This window comes from Nostoc sp. (assembly GCF_036918245.1).
Lineage (GTDB): Bacteria > Cyanobacteriota > Cyanobacteriia > Cyanobacteriales > Nostocaceae > Nostoc.
This window is the reverse complement of sequence record NZ_JBALEF010000027.1, coordinates 27,062-45,543: the sequence shown is the minus strand read 5'-3', so window position 1 is coordinate 45,543 and position 18,482 is coordinate 27,062. Positions and strand designations below refer to the sequence as shown.

The following is an 18,482-nucleotide window of genomic DNA, read 5'->3' as shown; positions in this document are numbered from 1 at the left end:
TTTAAAAAAAGTACTCTATAACTTGATGTCTAACTTGATATTACACGGAAAATTTGTGTAGATGTTAACAAAGGAATACTCCAAATAGCAAATTAACTAAAATGCAGGTATACACAGGATGATATTATGACAAATCTAACTCAAGAAGAAATCAGATTAGCAGAAGCCCTAACTCACAAAGCTCATTGGCGTACATGGAGGTCATCTTTGAGCGATCGCTTTAACATAACATCATCCAAATCCGATTCTCTCTCGCCCTAATGAAAAAGGCTTGTTGTTACCACCCGGTCTCGGAATCAATTTTGAGGATTAAAAATCTTAAGGGAATTCCCAGCAGAAATTAATTTAATTACTAGTAAATGCATTTAAATTATTATTAGACAAGAATTCGCGGATTTGAGATGGCAATTAAATAAAAATATTTAGCAATCTTTTTGGAATGGCTGCACTTTTCACTGTAGGTATGCAACACAGGTAAGTTCAAATCAGCTATAACTAAAGATGTAGTGGTTAACATTAACTTTACATTTAGCGCTCTGATTTTCTTTTTCAAGCCTTATTAAACACCTAAAACGCAACCGAAACAGTGAAGCAAATCAGAAAAGTTGGGATAAATATAGATCCATTTTCCTTACAATCACGCCTCACGGTTAGTATTGCATCATTTTCAGCTTTGGTATTAGGTAGCCTTGCGACATGGACTAGTTGGAAAATGCAGCAAATTTTAGTTGATAGTCATAAATATAATATAGAACAAATTGCCAAGCGCTTGCCGCAAGATGTGCAAATTTATAGTGAAATGATGCAACCTGAAACTGGGTTGCAAAAGGCTATTAATAATTTGGCAAATACCAACATATTATTATGGCTAAAAAGTCCTGATAATAAAATTTTAGCAAAATCTACCACTTTGGATTTATTATCTGATCCTACGGTAGCTGAGTTAATGTCCCTGACTAAGATGCCGATTAAACCACAAGTTTATCAAGTGAACCAAAGCTACTTTGTTTTATGTGGTAGTTCTGTGCAAGTACAGGGTAAGTTACTAGGTGAGTTATTTGTAGTCAAGGATATTACCCGCGAACAGAGAATGTTTGTAGTAATGATGCAGAGTTTAGGTATTACTAGTGTTTTAGCAATTTTTGTTTTAACTGCTGCGATCGCATTTTATATTAAGCGTTCTCTGCAATCTCTGCGCCAGCTAAATCAAATGGCTTCTGTGATTTCTGCTGAAGACTTAGGGCGTGTCATCAATTAGGTAAAGTGGAATGAGAACTGCTGAAAAAAATAAACACTCTTGAAAACAATGACACGCCGATATGCACTGCGAGATGACCAGTGGGAGATAATCAAAGACCTACTACCTGGACGAGAGGGGTATGTGGGAGTCACAGCGAAAGATAATCGGTTGTTTGTCGAAGGTATGGGAGGTAGTGTAACTGTGGAATCAAAGTTAGGAGAAGGGAGTATGTTTACAATCAGTTTACCTACATATAGTAGTTCTATCTGATTTTTAAAAATTGCAAGACTCAGATATCTAGTTTCTTGATTTGATTGCAGACATAGTACAGATGACATAGAAATTTGGTGTTGCTGAATTCCAGGATGAAAATGATTTTGTGTGATTTCAAAACCTTTGTAGATACTTTGCAATGCAACATTTTTACACCAATATTCATACGTCTAATCAGTAATGCCAGAAATTTAAGCATCGGGTAATTTATTTGGAAGTTACCCCGTTTCCTGTGAGAATAAAAGCAGCCCTCGTTTAACTGCAAAGCAGGTTTGGGTTTATCGATTGTGAAACACCTAACCGAAGGTATGGAAGGCAAAATTGCCATCCTTTAAAAGCCAGGTTATTGGTAGCACTTTTATTCTCACATTACCTGCTTTAGGAGCAAAAATATGACAGTACATATCCTTTTGGTGGAAGATGAAGTCAAACTGGCGCGATTTGTCGAATTAGAACTTAATAGCGAAGGATACCGGGTAAGTGTCGCCCATGATGGTATCGCAGGCTTGACTCTGGCGCGAGACTCATCACCAGATTTAGCGATTCTGGATTGGATGCTTCCAGGACTGACGGGTTTGGAAATTTGTCGACGTTTGCGAACAACAGGTAGTACAGTACCAGTGATTTTGTTGACAGCAAAAGATGAAGTGAGCGATGCCTACGGCAAGCCGCTCCGCGTCTACGCGTGGCAGGATTAGATGCAGGAGCTGATGATTATGTAGTTAAGCCCTTCAGCATTGAGGAATTATTAGCTAGAATTCGTGCTCATCTCCGCCGCACGCAAGAAACAGACGAGGATTTGTTGCAATTTGAAGATTTAAGCTTAAATCGGCGCACCCGTGAAGTATTTCGAGAGAAACGAACCATTCAGTTAACAGCAAAAGAATTTGACTTATTAGAATATCACCTTTCACATCCCCATCAAGTATTTACTAGAGATCAAATTTTAGAGAAAGTTTGGGGTTACGATTTCATGGGTGATTCTAATATTATTGAGGTTTATATTCGTTATTTGCGACTCAAGTTGGAAGAAAATAATGAAAAACGTTTGATTCATACAGTCCGTGGTGTAGGCTATGCACTACGGGAGTAATCGTAATGACTTGGTGATTTTAATAAAAAGCAACATATTGAAGATAAAAGAAAATTATGAAGAAAAAATGGGCTGTTAAACGACTGACAGTAAATCTCACAACCGAGGAAATGAAGAAACTTGAACAATACTGTACTCTCACAGGAAGACCAGCAACAGATGTAATTCGAGAATTGCTCCGAAGTCTTGAGGTTGACAATGCTGAAAACTCTGATATGGGAACAGCAGACTCAACAATGACTGTTGGCAGTTGGTCAAAATCACACTAACTATCGACTCGAATATAGCGTTTCCTAATCAGAATGAGGTATAACTTAACCTCACCCTCAACCTCTTGATAAAAAGAGGGGTTAAGGGTGAGGTTTTAATATGTACCTCATGCACCTGGAAACTTCTATATCCCGCCAAATTAACGTCTTTACGCCTTTTGCCTTTTCTATGTCTTAACAAGCATCGATTATGGGCATCATAATCCCAGTCCGAATACATCAGCTAGCAGCCAGAAAACTATTTGGCAGCAAGTTTTTCATTTACAAATATAGTATCAACCGATGGTAGATAATTTTAGACCTTATCTCTTTGTTTCTCGATATAGTTTGTACGCTGTATTTCTTTTGGGATGCCTACAGATTCAATTGGGAGTAATCTGTAGCGTAGGTGTTTGGATATTATCAGAAGCTAAGTTACAAGCAGCCCAAGCACATCAGACTTGGAAATCACCTTCAGAATTGACTGAGCAAGTCACCACAATAAATCCTGAGTTAGCAAAGCAATACTCAAAACCACTCCCCTATCGATTAAAACCAACACCTATTTTGATGGCGGCACCCGAAAACTTCAATCCTGATTTGCGATTACCGCCATCGCTACCCGAACCACCGCCGAATTCTAGCCCACTATCGCTACCCGAACCACCGCAGCAGAATTCTAGTCCACCAAAAACTTCCACCAAACCAAAAACGCCGGATGCATTTTTGGAAAGTATTTATACGGACTATCACTATGAGACAGACAACTTTGGCCAAACAAATTTTTTCCTTGAGCCAACAGTTCAGTTTCGATTGAGAAATGGCAATAAAATATTTTTCAAGACAGGTTTTAACTTATTTGAGCAACGCGGTGTTGAATCAGTAACCAATTTTCCTTTGCAAGTTGGATGGCAAGGAAAAATTGGACAAGTGACTCTACAAACAGCAGCTGGAGTCGATGTATTCAATCGTTTACCCACAGCTATCAATCTCAATGTTAAGGTGGAGGCTCCCATTTCGCCGCCGCGAGTTTCGTCATCAGGTCGGTTGCTATCGGCAGTAGTACTATCAGGTAATTTAGAACAAGGGCCTTATAAATCCAATGCTCGAACTTTAGACAATCAAATTACTGCTTGGCGATTTGGCCCTGATTTATACTGGCAGATTGACCGTGACACCAGCTTGTTTTCCTCATTGCGTTTGGGTAGTTACAACGATGGTAATTCCGATGTGCAGTCTTTTAGTAGGTTAGAGCGCAAGTTCGGACAATTTTCTTTGGCAGCTAACTTATTTACTTGGAGTTACGATCGCGATTTAGAACGCACAAGCGGTTATTTTTCTCCACCAGATTTCCTAGTTTATAACGGTGAGGTAGCTTGGGAAGGAGATATTGCTAAATTCTTACGCTGTCGCCTCGCTGCAAACTTAGGACGGCAGCGACTTAAAGGAGAATTTGACAACGCTAATACTTATCAAACGCGCTGTACGGTAAAACTGTCGCCCAGTATAGAAGCAGACTTGGGCTATAGCTTTAGTAATGTCCGCAATCAAGAAACCAGCGGAAGTACCTACAGTGGTAATTCCTTCACAGGACAGTTGCGGGTCAAGTTTTAGGAGGCAGGGGGCAGGAGGCAGGAGGCAGAAGGCGAAGGTAAACCCTATAAATAATCTAAAATCCAAAATCTAAAATCCAAAATGGTATAAAGCCGAAGAATGAAAGCACCATTACCTGATAACGAAACACAGCGAATCGAATCTCTTTTGGAGTATAAGATTCTCGATACTCCTTCGGAAACTGCCTTTGACGACCTTACCCGTTTAGCCTCATATATTTGTGAAACTCCGATTGCCTTAATCAGTTTAATTGATAGCGATCGCCAATGGTTCAAGTCAAAAGTTGGTTTGGATGCCCTAGAAACACCGCGAGATGTGGCATTCTGCGCCCATGCTATTATGCAACCTGAAGTTTTTCTTGTGCCTGATGCCACACAAGACGAAAGATTTGCGACAAACCCACTAGTCACTTCTGATCCTAATATTCGATCTTATGCTGGTGTAACGCTGACTAACGCTGAAGGATATGCACTAGGAACACTTTGTGTTAAAGATCATGTACCAAGAAACTTCTCTCCAGAACAATTGGAAGCATTACGAATTTTAGGTCGCCAGGTAATAAAACAACTAGAAATGCGGCGCACTTTAGCAAGTTTAGTATTAGCGAGTGATACACGCAAACAGACGCAGAAGAGACGCAAACAATTTTTTCAAAAAGTAGCTGGAGGGTTTGGGTTAGCATCGGCAATTTTAGTTTTAATTGGCGTGATTTCTTATCACAACACACGCATATTGATTGATAATAATAATCAGGTACAAAAAACTCAAGAGAAAATCAATAAACTAGAAGAATTACTGTCCGAGATGAAGGATGCTGAGACTGGACAACGCGGTTATATCCTTACTGGACAAGAAAGTTATCTAGAACCTTATCAAGCAGTAGTTGGAAACATCGATCGCAAAATTGTAGAACTGAGGGATTTAATCACAGATCAATCTAACCAACAAAAGCAGTTCGCAACCCTTGAACTTCTGATAGCTGCAAAACTTGCCATACTCAAGCAGACTATAGACCTGCGTCAAAATCAGGGATTTGACGCAGCATTGCAGTTAATCCAGACAAATCAAGGAAAACATCTCATGGATGATATCCGTAAGATCGTCCATGAGATAGAGAATCAGGATAAAAGGTTGCTCCAACAGCAGTCACAAGCTGCAAAAGCCAGTGCTAACACCACGCTTTTGACACTGGCGATCGCTATTTTTCTAAGTTTTCTGATTCTGGCTATAGTCTACTATTTAATTTCTCGTGAGGTAAAAGAGCGTAAATTAACAGAGGAAACACTGAACCAAGAACGCAACTTTATCTCAGCAGTCCTTGATACAGCCAGCGCTTTGGTAATAGTTATTGACACACAAGGACAAATCGTTCGCTTCAATCAAGCTTGTGAACAAATAACTGGTTACTCATTTGATGAGGTGAAAGGAAGGCATTTCTGGAACCTGTTTTTACTTCCTGAACAGGTAGAGCAAGTTAAGGCAGTTTTTGAGCAGTTGCGAATTGGTGAAGGGCCCAATGAGTACGAAAACTATTGGGTAGCTAAGGATGGCAGTCAGCGGCTGATTGCCTGGACTAACACTACCTTGCAAGACTATAAGGGCTACGTTGAATACATTGTCGCCACAGGTATCGACATCACCGATGTCTTCGAGGAGCTGCGCTTACGCAAACGAGCTGAACAACATCTGAAAGCTGAGTATGTTACAACCCGCGTCTTGGCAGAGTCAACCACAATCACCGAAGCCATGCCCCAAATTCTGCAAGGAATCTGCGAAAGTTTAGGATGGGATTTAAGTGAATTTTGGATGCTAGATCCGCGATCAAATCTACTGTCTTTGTTAAATTCATGGTATAAAATATCCTTCGAGATGCAAGAATTTGACATCCTCAGTCGGCAGACCACATTTGCACCAGGAATTGGGCTGCCTGGTCGTGTCTGGACTAGTGTTGAACCTGTTTGGATCGCTGATGTCGTTAAAGATCCGAGTTTCATCCGCTCTCAAATGGCTGCCGAAGCAGAACTGCACGGAGCTTTCGGTTTTCCGATCCGTAGTGGTAAAAAAATCATCGGTGTTATTACCTGCTTTAGCCATGAAATCCAGCAAGCTGACCCAGATTTGGCAAAAGTCATGAATTCGATTGGTGAGCAAGTAGGGCAGTTTATTGAGCGCAAGCAGGCAGAAGAACAACTCCAACGCCAAAACTTGCGATCGCAACTATTTACTGAAATCACCCTGAAAATTCGTCAGTCTTTGCAAATCAAAGAAATTCTCCAAATCACTGTCACCGAGGTTCAAAAAATTCTCCATAGCGACCGAGTTTTGATTTATCAGCCAAAGGCTGATGGCTCTGGAGCCACGGTGGTTGAGGCAGTAATTTCTGGCTGGCTGGCAATTAAAGAGAAAGAGCTAGTCGATGCTTACTTTCAAGCCGAATACATCCAGCAGTACTATCTACAGCAGTACCGTCAAAGACCGAATCTAGGGCTTGCTGACTTGGATATAGCTGAAGTCCAAAAAAATCATCTTGAATTACTGCAACAATTTGGAGTCCAGTGTAATTTAGTCATACCCATTCTTGTCAAAGAAGAACTTTGCGGTTTACTGATTGTCCATCAGTGCGGCAGTTCTCGCCAATGGTCTAGTTTTGAAACTCATCTTTTACGGCAAATAGCTGACCAAGTAGGTATTGCCTTAGCCCAAGCCCAAATGTTAAGTGCAGAAACTCAACAGCGACGAGAACTCGAAATTGCCCGTCACCAAGCTGAATTAGCTTCTCAAACCAAAAGTGCCTTTTTGGCTAACATGAGCCATGAAATTCGGACTCCCATGAATGCTGTGTTAGGGATGACAAGCTTAATGTTAGAAACTCCCCTAAACTCCGAGCAGCGGGATTTTATGGAAACAATTCGCATTAGTGGCGATGCTCTGTTAAGCCTGATCAACGAAATTTTGGATCTGTCCAAACTAGAGGCTGGGGAAATGGCACTAGAAACTCTAGATTTTGACTTATCTACCTGTGTAGAAGAGGTGTTGGAATTATTGGCTCCCTCAGCCCATCATAAGGGATTAGAAATTGCAGGATTAATTTATAGCAACGTCCCTACCCGCCTCCAAGGCGATGCTGGCCGCCTGCGGCAAATTCTCATGAACCTGATCGGCAATGCGATCAAGTTCACCAGTAATGGAGAGGTAGTATTACGAGCAGAATTGCGTACGCTTTCCCCGACTACAGCCACTATCTATTTTGCGATTACAGATACCGGTCTTGGCATTACCCCTGAAGATCAATCCAAACTCTTTAAGCCATTTACTCAAGTAGATGCTTCCACCACCCGTAAATATGGTGGTACAGGTTTGGGATTAGCCATCTGCAAGCAACTGGTAAGCTTGATGGGAGGAGAAATGGGCGTAGAAAGTCGCTTGGGGAAAGGATCTAAGTTTTGGTTTGAAGTAACTCTCGCCAAGCAACTTGAGCCTATTTCCTTAGAAGGCGAAGGCAAACTTTTGCTGAATCGGCGCTTGTTAGTGGTGGATGATAATGCTACTAATCGCAAAATCATCCACCATCAAGCTACCCGTTGGGGGATGCTAGTGGATCAGGCTGCTTCGGCTACTGCTGCCCTCAAAGCTATTCAGGAGGCTGCCAAGCAAAAAAATTTCTATGACATAGCTGTGATTGATATGCAGATGCCAGAAATAGATGGCATGACTTTAGGAGAACAAATTAAGGCAAATTCAGCGATCGCTGGGCTACCTTTGATTATGCTTACCTCTACTAATCAACGCGATGAAATCCAGCGATCGCTAAAAATAGGATTTGCAGCTTATTTAGTCAAACCTGTTAAACCGTCCCGACTTCTCGATACCATCATGACTATTTTAGGAACGCAGCTAAAACAAGAAACAGAAGTTAGAATTCAGGAGTTAGAAGTCAGAAGTCAGAATTTAAAACTGAAAAACTCTGAAAACAACCGCAACTATTATTCTCCTGACTTCCCCAAACTTAGAATTCTCTTAGCTGAAGATAATTTGGTGAATCAAAAAGTTGCCTTGAAGCAACTCCAAAGTCTGGGTTATAGTGCTGATGTCGCTGGTAATGGGAAAGAAGTTTTGCAGCTATTAGAAAAAATTCCTTATGATTTGGTTCTGATGGATTGCCAAATGCCAGTCCTCGACGGTTTAGAAACCACAAAAGAAATTCACCGTTGGCAAGAAAGCTACTTTGCCAGTGGTTATCGTCCTGTGGTAATTGCAATGACAGCTAATGCGATGAAAGAAGACCAGCAAATGTGTCTAGATGCCGGAATGGATGACTATTTGAGCAAGCCAGTAATAAAAGAAAAATTGGCGGGAGCACTAGAGCATTGGGGAAATGCGATATTCCAGGCAAAAGAAATAGCTGCCACAGAGCAAACAGTTTCTACAACAGATGTCGGTGCAGTTAACCTCCCAATTGATTGGGAACGCTTACACCAACTCTCGGAAAATAACCCAGAATTTGAATTGGAACTACTGCAAATATTTGTTGAGGATATTCAACCTCGTCTAGAGTTAATTAAAATAGCGATCGCAGCTCATGACTTTCAGCAAATAGCGCTCCAAGGGCATCAAATTAAAGGTGCTAGTGCCAATATGGGAGTTACAACCATGCATCTGGCAGCAGAAAAACTAGAAAAACTAGCGATAAACCAAGAGCGTCGAGGTTCTAGTAACTTAATCGTGGAGTTAGAAGACTTTGTTAAACGCATCGAAGAATTTTTGAATTGCAAAGATAGTGACGCTACAACCGGAAATAATATTTATTAATAAATTAACTGAAGCATTTTTTTTTGAATAATTTATGAAAAACACTTGTTTTCGATTTCTCGTTACTCATTTTTTATTTTACAGATAGAAATTGTAAATAATTGGGAATAATAACAAAGTATATTCGGTGAGTTAGCTGCATCATAAGCTAAGAATTTTTAGCCTAAATGTCAGTTAAATGCATCACCTCTTATTCCCAATTGATTCCTGAAAAGCGAGGTTTTCCTAATGAGTCAGATGAGTAGAGACGATGTACGAGAAAGACTTGGCAATATCGATCAGATCCGCGATATTATTCTTGGAACACAGTTAAGAGAGTACGAAAATCGATTTAGCAAGCTGGAGTCTGATATATCTGTCCTGCAACAACAGACGCGATTGCATGTCGAGCAACTCAAGTCCAACTTTTCGGCTGAACTGAAAGCAGGGTTTGAGTCGCTGGATAAAAAGCTGAAGTCACTTAACCTGGCAACTCAAGAAGAAACTCTTGACTTACGGCAACAGGTTGATAGACTTAATAAAAAGTTCTCTAGCAGCGTTCAGTCACTTGATGAAACCTTAGATAGCCAAACTACCTCGATTCGAGATGAAATCTTTCAAACTAAAGTCCAATTACAAGATGATGTTACGGCATTACGGGATCTGATTTTAGAAGAAATAGAGCGACGCTTCTCGCAGTTGACAGACACTAAAGTTTCTAAAGACGATATGGCTGAAACTTTGTTTGCCTTAGGAATGCGTCTGAAAGAAACTGAATTTATTCCTAAATTACGAGAAGCAGCCAATGAACGCAGCGACGAATATACTGGTGTACCGCTTCTAGAAACTACAAAGTTATCAAAAGTAAGTGTTAACTCACTCTAACAGTACAGCAGAATTGCATTAGTAATTAAGTTAGAAGGTAAAGAAAGATGAGGGAGATAATAACTCCTAGCTCTTAACTCAGCACGGGCTAAACGCCCGGAAGAGAGCTAACAGCACTCAGCACTTTAAAAAGGATGACTCAGGTGGAAAATTCGATTTCTCAATCTGTTGAGTTAAAGCCAGAAATAGCTGTACAGGTTGACAACTTGCTGCATTTGCTAATCGAACTCAAAATTATCGAATCACCTGAGCAGTCTTTTCCTTTATTACCATCAAAAACTGATAATAAAAATGAGTATATTCTAGAAGAAATTGAATTATTGCAACTTTCTCCAGTGACATTAGAAGTATGTGAAGCTTATTTAGAATCGAATTTTAATTTGACTCAAGATATATCTAATTACTCAGAAAATACCCAAGAAGAATTAGAAGAATCTATTGAAATATTTACAGAACTTGAGGAAGAATTAGACAATTCAGAGGATGCATTGCAAAAATTACGGGAAATATTAGTCGGATATGAGCTATCAGAAATAAACAATATTACAGATAAAATCGAACAAAAATTAACAAAAATAGAGCATCAAATTTACGATCCTAAAGAGCTAATAAATCTACTACTACCGTGGATTTCTGAGCTTTTAAGGCTGAAGATTACAGAGTCGAGAGAGGAAATTGTCCAGATAATTGCTCCGATCATTGATGAGACTATTCGCAGTCGCACTGAACAGGATAAAGTTAGCATGAGTGAGGCGATCGCACCTGTTATTCCTCTGGCTATTACCCAGCAGATTATTATAGCTCCAGAAGAAGTTTCAGAGGCGATCGCTCCGGCAATGGGACGAGCTATAAAAAAGCAAATTGAAATTGAGCAGAATATTGTGGTGGATGCACTCTACCCAATTATTGGTAGTACCATAGCTAAATATATGGCAGAGACAATCCGTGCCATTAACCGACAAGTTGAAGAAACCCTCAGCGTTGAAGGCATTAAACGTAAAATTCGTTCCAAGCTACAGGGAGTTTCGGAAGCAGAATTAATTCTTAAAGAAGCTCTACCATTTACAATTCAAGCTATTTTCTTGATTCATAAAGCATCTGGTTTAGTTATCTCAGATATTCAGCATTCTGATGTAGAGCAGCTAGAAGCTGAAATGGTAGCAGGAATGCTGACAGCAATTCGCAGCTTTGCCAATGATTGCATCAATCAATCTGGAAGCATAACAGAATTAGATGCAATTGAATACGGGACATCCAAAATAATTTTAGAAGTTGCAGGATACTGTTATTTAGCGATTGTTGTGCGCGGAGAACCAAGCAAAAACTTTCTTTGGAAAATGCGGCAAGTATTCAGTACAATTGTTAAAAAATATGGTGATTTAATTGAAAAATTTGACGGCGACCCAGATTCAATTTCTATGGAAGTTCATACACTTCTAGAAGAACTGAAACATACAGATATTCAGGATAAAAAGAAAACAAAAATCTCACCATTCCAGATATTAGCCTTAACAGTTATCAGTACCATTATAATTCCTTGGGGCATTTGGCAATATCGTAGTAGAGTTATACATTCCATCGAAAATCAAACTTCGTTGGCTCTAACTTCTGTTCCAGAACTAGCTGTATATCGGCTCACTGTACAAGTAGAACACAACAAATTAAAATTAACAGGACGATTACCTAATCAACTTCTTCGCCAGAAAGCCGAGCAAACTGTCAAAATCACCTCTCCTAATTGGGTGATTGACAATCAAATTTTATTAGTAGACGTACCAGCAGATCCCGTATTAGCTGCTGCTGAAGTCAAACGAGTCACAGCAGTTTTAAATCAGACTGACAATATAGCAATTTCTGCTCAATACATTGCTGGGAAAGTAGCTGTTGAAGGAACTGTCAACCGAATTGCAGATGCTCAGATTATTACTCATGCATTTGAACAAATTCCAGGTGTAAAATCTGTGTCTAGTGCGGTACGAGTAGAACCCCCACAGATTGAAGTTCGATTTTACTTTCAACCTGACTCAGCGAGTTTAATGAAATCAGATTTAACGTACAAGGTTCAACAGGTCAACTTTTTCCTCAATCAGCACCCAAATAAGCATTTAAAAATCATTGGTTATAGTTACCGTAATGGCGAGAACAAATCTCAAAAATTGGCACTGGCGCGAGCAAAGGCTGTACAACAAGCACTGATTAAATTAGGCATAGAGCCATCTCGCCTACAGGTCATTGGGAGGACAAATTTACCACCAGGAATTGATCAAACTCAACCCTTGTGGTTAAGCCGCTGTGTTGCTCTAGAGTCGATAAACAAGCAATTTTAAGTTTATAGTAGCTATGATTCGGATAAAACATTCTCTATTTTTCTTCAACTATGTCTACAATCTCTAAAAAAATATGCTTATTTGGTGATTTTGGTGTTGGTAAAACTAGTCTGGTTCGCCAATTTGTAGAGTGTCAGTTTAGTGATGAATACCTTTCAACTGTAGGAGTAAAAATCTCTCGTAAATTGGTTAGTGTTTCAGAAAAAAATCTACTTAGCGAACAAAAATTACAGTTGATAATTTGGGATATTGAAGGCAGTAATAAGTTTAAGGCAGTTGCTAACAATTATTTTCAAGGTTCTAAAGGTGCTGTGATAGTCGCTGATGTGACACAAGCAGAAACGCTCAATCATATCCAGGAGCATATTCAAACTTTTTTAGCTATTAATCCTAACAGCTATATTGTTGTTGCACTGAATAAATCAGATATGATTGCAGCCGAATATTTAGAAAAAATTCGTCAAATGTATCAATTCACCAATCAAGCTAATATATTAGACACTTATGTAACTTCAGCTAAAACTGGTAATAATGTCGACAAAATATTTCAAGCTTTAGCCACTCGTTTAATTTAATTAAGATGAATTCATTTTTGACAAATTTATTATCTGTATGTGGTATTGAATATTTGATAATTGATGCAAACTTCCAGATTCTAGAGATGTCTTTGGGATTAAATCAGTTTGCCGATATTCCTAATGAAGTAAAGCTCGGTAAGGATGTTCGGATTGTGTTTCCTGAACTAGAGGGACTTGAAGATATTTTTGATGCAATTATACAGGGAGAACAAGATAATTTTGAATTAAAAGGAATTATGCGATCGCAAGATACGGCTTCTCCTTTGTATATTGATATTCGTATTACTAATAATCTCCAGGAAGAGCATTCCAGCAATCGACTAACCATCGTTGTCGAAGACGCTACAGAACGGATGGTACTTGAGCAATCTTTATTTCAAGGTGCAAATGAAGCAAATCTTTTGCTACGTAACTTAAAAGCTTCTAAACAATATATTGACCAAATTGTGACATCAATGGCGGACGCCTTGTTAGTGACAACGCTATCAGGTGAGATAAAAAAAATGAATTATGCCGCACAAATTTTATTGCAGTATAACGAAATAGAACTCATCGGTCAACCGATAGCAAAAGTTATTAGAGAAGTCAATAAGTATCCATTGACAATTGATGATACTGATATATCCCACAGTCAAGACATAAATCCTTTAGTAAAAGAAGTAGAAACCGTTTGTTATACCAAAAGTTGTAAAACAATTCCCGTAGCTTTTTCATCCTCAATCGTCAAAACAGAAATTGAACATTTTCAAGGCTATGTTTACATTTTGCGAGACATGACTGAACGAAAACAGGCAGAACTTGCTAAACAGGAATTCTTAGCCATGATTAGCCATGAAGTTCGGACTCCGATCGCATCGGTAATTGGTATGGCCGGTTTGTTGCAATATACTGAATTGACTACTGAACAACAAGATTTTGTTGAAACCATTTACACCAGTGGAAATTCTTTACTCAAAATTATTAACGATTTCCTTGACTTTTCCAAAATACAATCAGGTAACTTGGAACTAGAAGAGGAACCTTTTGGTTTACGAAATTGCATTCATGAGGCTTTTTATCTGCTTGCACCTACAGCTAAAGAAAAAGGTTTAAAACTCACATTTTTAGATACTCCTGAACTTCCTACTACGATTGTCGGGGATATCACCAGACTGCGCCAAGTCTTGATTAATTTAATCAGTAATGCGATTAAATTTACTGAAACTGGAAGCATAGAAGTTTCAGTTATAACCCGCAAGAATAGCAATATTAATCATTCTTGTGCTGCAAATACTGACGAAATTCAGTTTAGTGTTAAAGATACAGGCATCGGAATTCCACGCGATCGCCTGGAGCGTTTATTTAAAGCTTTCAGTCAAGTTAACTCCTCCATTACTCGACAATATGGCGGTACTGGCTTAGGTCTAGCCATCTGCAAGCAACTATGCGAGTTAATGGGTGGCAGAATTTGGGTTGAAAGTGAGCTTAATGCAGGTAGTACATTTTACTTTACGATTGCCGCTTCTGTGATTCCAGAGGAGTCAGCAGGAGCCAGTGCGGTCTTCCCCCAACAGGAGATACCAAAAGCGATCGAGTCTCCCCAAGTGGAGCAACTGGCGTTCAAGAGTCAGGAATTATTCAGCGTCCCCGCGTCTTCTTCCCCGTCTCCTGACCTACATAAATTAAAAATTCTTTTAACTGAAGATAATCTGGTGAATCAAAAAATAGCCTTGAAGCAACTCAAAAACCTGGGCTACAGTGCTGATGTCGCTAATAATGGGGAAGAAGCGTTGCAGCTATTAGAAAAGATTCCTTATGATTTGATTCTGATGGATTGCCAAATGCCGATTCTCGACGGTTTGGAAACCACAAAAGAAATTCATCGTTGGCAAGAAAGTAGCTTTGCTAGTGGTCGTCGTCCTGTGGTAATTGCGATGACAGCTAATGCGATGAAACAAGACAAACAAATGTGTTTAGATGCCGGTATGGACGACTATTTGAGCAAGCCGGTGCTGAAAGAAAATTTGGCCGCGACGCTAGAGTATTGGGGAAGTGTAATATTCAGGGCAAAAGAAACAGCTGCCACAGAGCAGATTTCTACAACAGATGTCGGTTCGGTTGACCTCCCAATTGATTGGGAACGTTTGCATCAACTTTCAGAAAACAACCCAGAATTTGAATGGGAACTATTGCAAATGTTTGTTGAAGATATTCAACCTCGTCTAGAGGTCATTAAAATAGCGATCGCAGCTAATGACTTTGAGCAACTAGCGCTCCAAGTCCATCAAATTAAAGGTGCTAGTGCCAATATGGGAGTTACAACCATGCATCTAGCAGCAGAAAAACTAGAACAATTAGCGATAACCCAAGAGCGTCGAGGTACTACTAACTTAATCGTAGAGTTAGAAGAGTTTATTAAACGCATTGAAGAGTTTTTAATCAGTAGTAAGTAGTCAGTGTCTTCCCACTCCAGTCATAGGTCTTTTTTGTAATATTTACTAATAAATAAACAGTAACGATTATCTACTGTCGGTTCATAACTCAATTTGTCGGCAATGGCGGACATGATTTTTAAACCCCGCCCGCGCTCTTGATCGTTATCCTCAAATTCAGATGTTTGGCGCAATTGCTGTTCTAAGTCAAATGGTTCACCTTGAGACCAGATGCGAATTTCTATATATTCATCTAACCGCACAGCTTCCATCTCAATCGGAGTTTCAATAGGTAAATTTTTGTGGGCATGTTCAACAATGTTAGTAAAGCCTTCTATCATCAGCGTTTGACATTGCCACCAAATTTTTTTATCGGGAATAGCTGGTTGATTTATCTGCTCGAACCAAGATAAAACTTGAGGTGAAGCTGTCAGGTCTGTGTTGACTTTGAGAGAAATTTTATTATTCACTTCTTAACTAATAAAATATTGTGAAATCATCATATTCGTTAATTAGTTTATTTAATTTGAGTATTTTTACTATACATTAAAAAATAAATTTCATATAACTTAAATTAAAGCAACTATTTAACGATCATTTTACTTAGAAAATTGTAATTTATGTTTAAAATTCTGGTTATTGATGATGACCCGACAGTGCGAGCAGTACTGAAAAGCACACTCCAAAGGCAGGGTTATGAGACTACTGTAGCCAGCAATGGCGAAGAAGGAATTATCCAAGCACAACTGCTACGTCCGGCTCTAATTATCTGTGACTGGATGATGCCCCAGGTAGATGGGCTAGAAGTGTGTCGTCGAATTAGAACAGATCGAGAGTTAGCAACTACTTTTTTTATTCTATTGACGGCTAGGGGAGCAGCTCGAGGAGAGGAGGAAGATAGAGTTAGGGGACTTGACGCTGGAGCGGATGAGTTTATCTCTAAACCAATAGAGATGAATGAATTGAAAGCACGGGTAAGAGCAGGACTAAGGTTACACCAGCTAAATCAGGATTTACAAAGTCAAAAGCAAGCTTTGGAGACACTCAATCAAGATTTGCAAACCCAAAAGCAAATTTTGGAAACCGAATTGTCTGAGGCAGCTGCTTATGTGCAATCGCTTTTACCCTCACCGCTTGTAGGAGCAGTAACTACAGAAAATCTGTTTATTCCCTCAGCACAACTAGGAGGCGATTGCTTCGACCATCATTGGATTGACGAGGATCATTTGGCAATTTATTTATTGGATGTATCAGGTCATGGGGTGGGTTCAGCCCTCCTATCAGTATCCGTGCTGAATGTTTTGCGATCGCAATCTCTACCGAACACTAACTTTTGTCAACCAAGTGAAGTCCTGAAAGCTCTCAATCATGCCTTCCAAATGAGCAAGCACGGTGATAAATACTTTACAATCTGGTATGGAGTTTATCACCGCCTTAAACGTCAACTCATTTATGCCAACGCCGGACATCCACCAGCTTTACTGTTATCTAATACCTCCATAAACAACATCGAAGTTAAACAGCTAACTTCTTTAGATTTACCAATTGGCTTTTTACCTGAAGTTCAATTTGAGGATGCTGTTTTTCAGGTCAAAGAAAATAGCACTTTATACATCTTTAGTGATGGTGCTTATGAAATTAATCAGTCAGATGGTGAAATTTGGGGGATCGATGCTTTCATTGACTTACTAACCAAATATAGTCAGAAACATACTTGTAACCTAAATCAACTATTAGCGAAGATTCTCACCTTAAATGCTCAAGATAATCTTGATGATGACTTATCTTTAGTAAAAGTTAACTTTGGTTAGAAAAGTCAAATATACATATTGAATTTTGGATTGCTTAACAGCTTATTGGGTTGCCAATACTTGGCGATTGAATTCATCTTGATCAGCAAATGTTTGAAAAATTCTATCCATTTTAGTCAGTTCAAACAGCATCCTGACTTGATCGCTGATCGAACAAACGAACAGTTTCGCATTAGCAGTTCGTACCATTTGCATTGCTGATACTAAAGCACCTAAACCAGAGCTATCAATAAACTTTACTTCTTTCATGTCAATCAGCAAAATATCGGCTCCGTTTGCCAGAATACTGCTAACTTCACGACGTAGTTCATTACCTCTAATGCCATCTAAAATCCCAGATATTTCTAGTACTTTTATACTCAAAGTCATGGTTCTATTTTCCGATTATTTGGCTTGAAAACTATGTATTTATATTTTGGCATTGACCTAATGAAAACTGCAATAGATAAAGCAAGACTTTTGTGTTACGTATGCAATTAGCTTTGGTTTACTACTTGCTGATTACTATTATTTGCTATCGCAGTAAAAAAGCTAGCATCAACCCATTGCCGAGAAATTTCAAAAGCTTCAAAATAGCCATCTTTTTGACCTAATTCTCGCGCCCAAAAGCGAGATAGAACAAGTATGGCATCAAGTTGCATAAATGCTTTATTTAACTCCGATTCATAACAACCGATAGCTGCAACTTTTTCCTCAATTACAGAGGTGATATCTACAAAAAAGTTGGGTTCAAAACCCCGCAAAAAAACAGGTGGTGCTGAATACCACAAGGGTATATTTTTGCGGGTAGCAACATTAGAAACTGCGATCGCACACACTTCATGATCTCTATGTCCATATTTTTCAGGTTGTGGTGCGTGAGTAATAATCAGATCCGGTTGCCAACGCCCAAGAGCTTCTTCAGTAACTTTAATCACTGCTTGTGTAGAGAAATTACACTCCTCAAGAGCATGAAACTCGTAAGTTGCACCGATGATTTTACCAGCCGCATCTGCTTCTTGATGACGTGTACCCTTAACAGGCGAACTAGAAAGACCGCCATCAGTCAAAATTAAGCAACGAACATTCCATCCTGCTTGAGACATCAGACTGAGAGTACCAGCAGCAGGTAGAACTTCATCATCAGCATGAGCATAAATTGTTAAGACGGTTCGCCCACCAAGGTTGTTTGAGTCAGAATAAGTGTTCATAGCTGTTTTCTTTCTAAATTGGAT

At 39.3% G+C, this 18,482-nt stretch carries 11 protein-coding genes and 5 pseudogenes; 13 read left to right on the top strand and 3 right to left on the bottom strand.

Annotated features, from left to right (window positions below; genetic code table 11):
• Positions 1–126 precede the first annotated feature (126 nt).
• From V7L12_RS05990 to V7L12_RS05940, 12 genes and pseudogenes are all read left to right on the top strand, one after another.
• Positions 127–261, top strand: a complete 135-nt coding sequence (locus V7L12_RS05990; RefSeq protein WP_335082968.1) for a hypothetical protein — start codon at positions 127–129, stop codon at positions 259–261.
• Positions 262–586: 325 nt separating this feature from the next.
• Positions 587–1,246, top strand: a pseudogene (locus V7L12_RS05985) (two-component sensor histidine kinase); the annotation flags it as partial.
• Positions 1,247–1,306: 60 nt separating this feature from the next.
• Positions 1,307–1,426: pseudogene (locus V7L12_RS05980) on the top strand (IS5/IS1182 family transposase); the annotation flags it as partial.
• Between the two features lie 479 nt (positions 1,427–1,905).
• Positions 1,906–2,606 (top strand): annotated as a pseudogene (locus V7L12_RS05975) (response regulator transcription factor).
• 56 nt (positions 2,607–2,662) lie between these two features.
• Positions 2,663–2,875, top strand: coding sequence for a CopG family transcriptional regulator (locus tag V7L12_RS05970; protein ID WP_335082966.1), 213 nt, complete (start codon positions 2,663–2,665; stop codon positions 2,873–2,875).
• A gap of 282 nt (positions 2,876–3,157) precedes the next feature.
• Positions 3,158–4,468 (top strand): hypothetical protein, encoded by a 1,311-nt coding sequence (locus tag V7L12_RS05965; RefSeq protein ID WP_335082964.1) that lies wholly within the window; start codon positions 3,158–3,160, stop codon positions 4,466–4,468.
• A gap of 99 nt (positions 4,469–4,567) precedes the next feature.
• Positions 4,568–9,277, top strand: coding sequence for a response regulator (locus V7L12_RS05960; RefSeq protein ID WP_335082962.1), 4,710 nt, complete (start codon positions 4,568–4,570; stop codon positions 9,275–9,277).
• Positions 9,278–9,505: 228 nt separating this feature from the next.
• Complete coding sequence (locus tag V7L12_RS05955; RefSeq protein WP_334819554.1) at positions 9,506–10,141, top strand: hypothetical protein; 636 nt, start codon at positions 9,506–9,508, stop codon at positions 10,139–10,141.
• Between the two features lie 134 nt (positions 10,142–10,275).
• Positions 10,276–12,468 (top strand): OmpA family protein, encoded by a 2,193-nt coding sequence (locus tag V7L12_RS05950; RefSeq protein WP_335082960.1) that lies wholly within the window; start codon positions 10,276–10,278, stop codon positions 12,466–12,468.
• A 50-nt stretch (positions 12,469–12,518) separates the two neighbouring features.
• Positions 12,519–13,043 carry a Rab family GTPase gene (locus V7L12_RS05945; protein WP_335082958.1) on the top strand — a complete coding sequence of 175 codons (525 nt, stop codon included), beginning with the start codon at positions 12,519–12,521 and terminating at the stop codon, positions 13,041–13,043.
• Between the two features lie 5 nt (positions 13,044–13,048).
• A pseudogene (locus V7L12_RS33125) lies at positions 13,049–13,816 on the top strand (PAS domain-containing protein); the annotation flags it as partial.
• A gap of 21 nt (positions 13,817–13,837) precedes the next feature.
• Positions 13,838–15,478, top strand: a pseudogene (locus V7L12_RS05940) (ATP-binding protein); the annotation flags it as partial.
• Between the two features lie 20 nt (positions 15,479–15,498).
• On the opposite strand, the gene V7L12_RS05935 reads toward V7L12_RS05940, so the two are convergent.
• The gene (locus tag V7L12_RS05935; RefSeq protein WP_335082954.1) at positions 15,499–15,927 is read right to left on the bottom strand and encodes an ATP-binding protein; all 429 of its coding nucleotides are present in this window, start codon (positions 15,925–15,927) and stop codon (positions 15,499–15,501) included.
• A gap of 150 nt (positions 15,928–16,077) precedes the next feature.
• On the opposite strand from V7L12_RS05935, the gene V7L12_RS05930 reads away from it, so the two are divergent.
• The gene (locus tag V7L12_RS05930; RefSeq protein ID WP_335082952.1) at positions 16,078–17,268 is read left to right on the top strand and encodes a PP2C family protein-serine/threonine phosphatase; all 1,191 of its coding nucleotides are present in this window, start codon (positions 16,078–16,080) and stop codon (positions 17,266–17,268) included.
• Between the two features lie 42 nt (positions 17,269–17,310).
• Here the strand turns inward: V7L12_RS05930 and V7L12_RS05925 are convergent, their stop codons facing one another.
• Together V7L12_RS05925 and V7L12_RS05920 are read right to left on the bottom strand one after the other, a co-directional pair.
• Positions 17,311–17,637 (bottom strand): STAS domain-containing protein, encoded by a 327-nt coding sequence (locus tag V7L12_RS05925; RefSeq protein ID WP_335082950.1) that lies wholly within the window; start codon positions 17,635–17,637, stop codon positions 17,311–17,313.
• Positions 17,638–17,744: 107 nt separating this feature from the next.
• Positions 17,745–18,458 (bottom strand): PIG-L deacetylase family protein, encoded by a 714-nt coding sequence (locus V7L12_RS05920; RefSeq protein ID WP_335082949.1) that lies wholly within the window; start codon positions 18,456–18,458, stop codon positions 17,745–17,747.
• Positions 18,459–18,482: the final 24 nt, after the last annotated feature.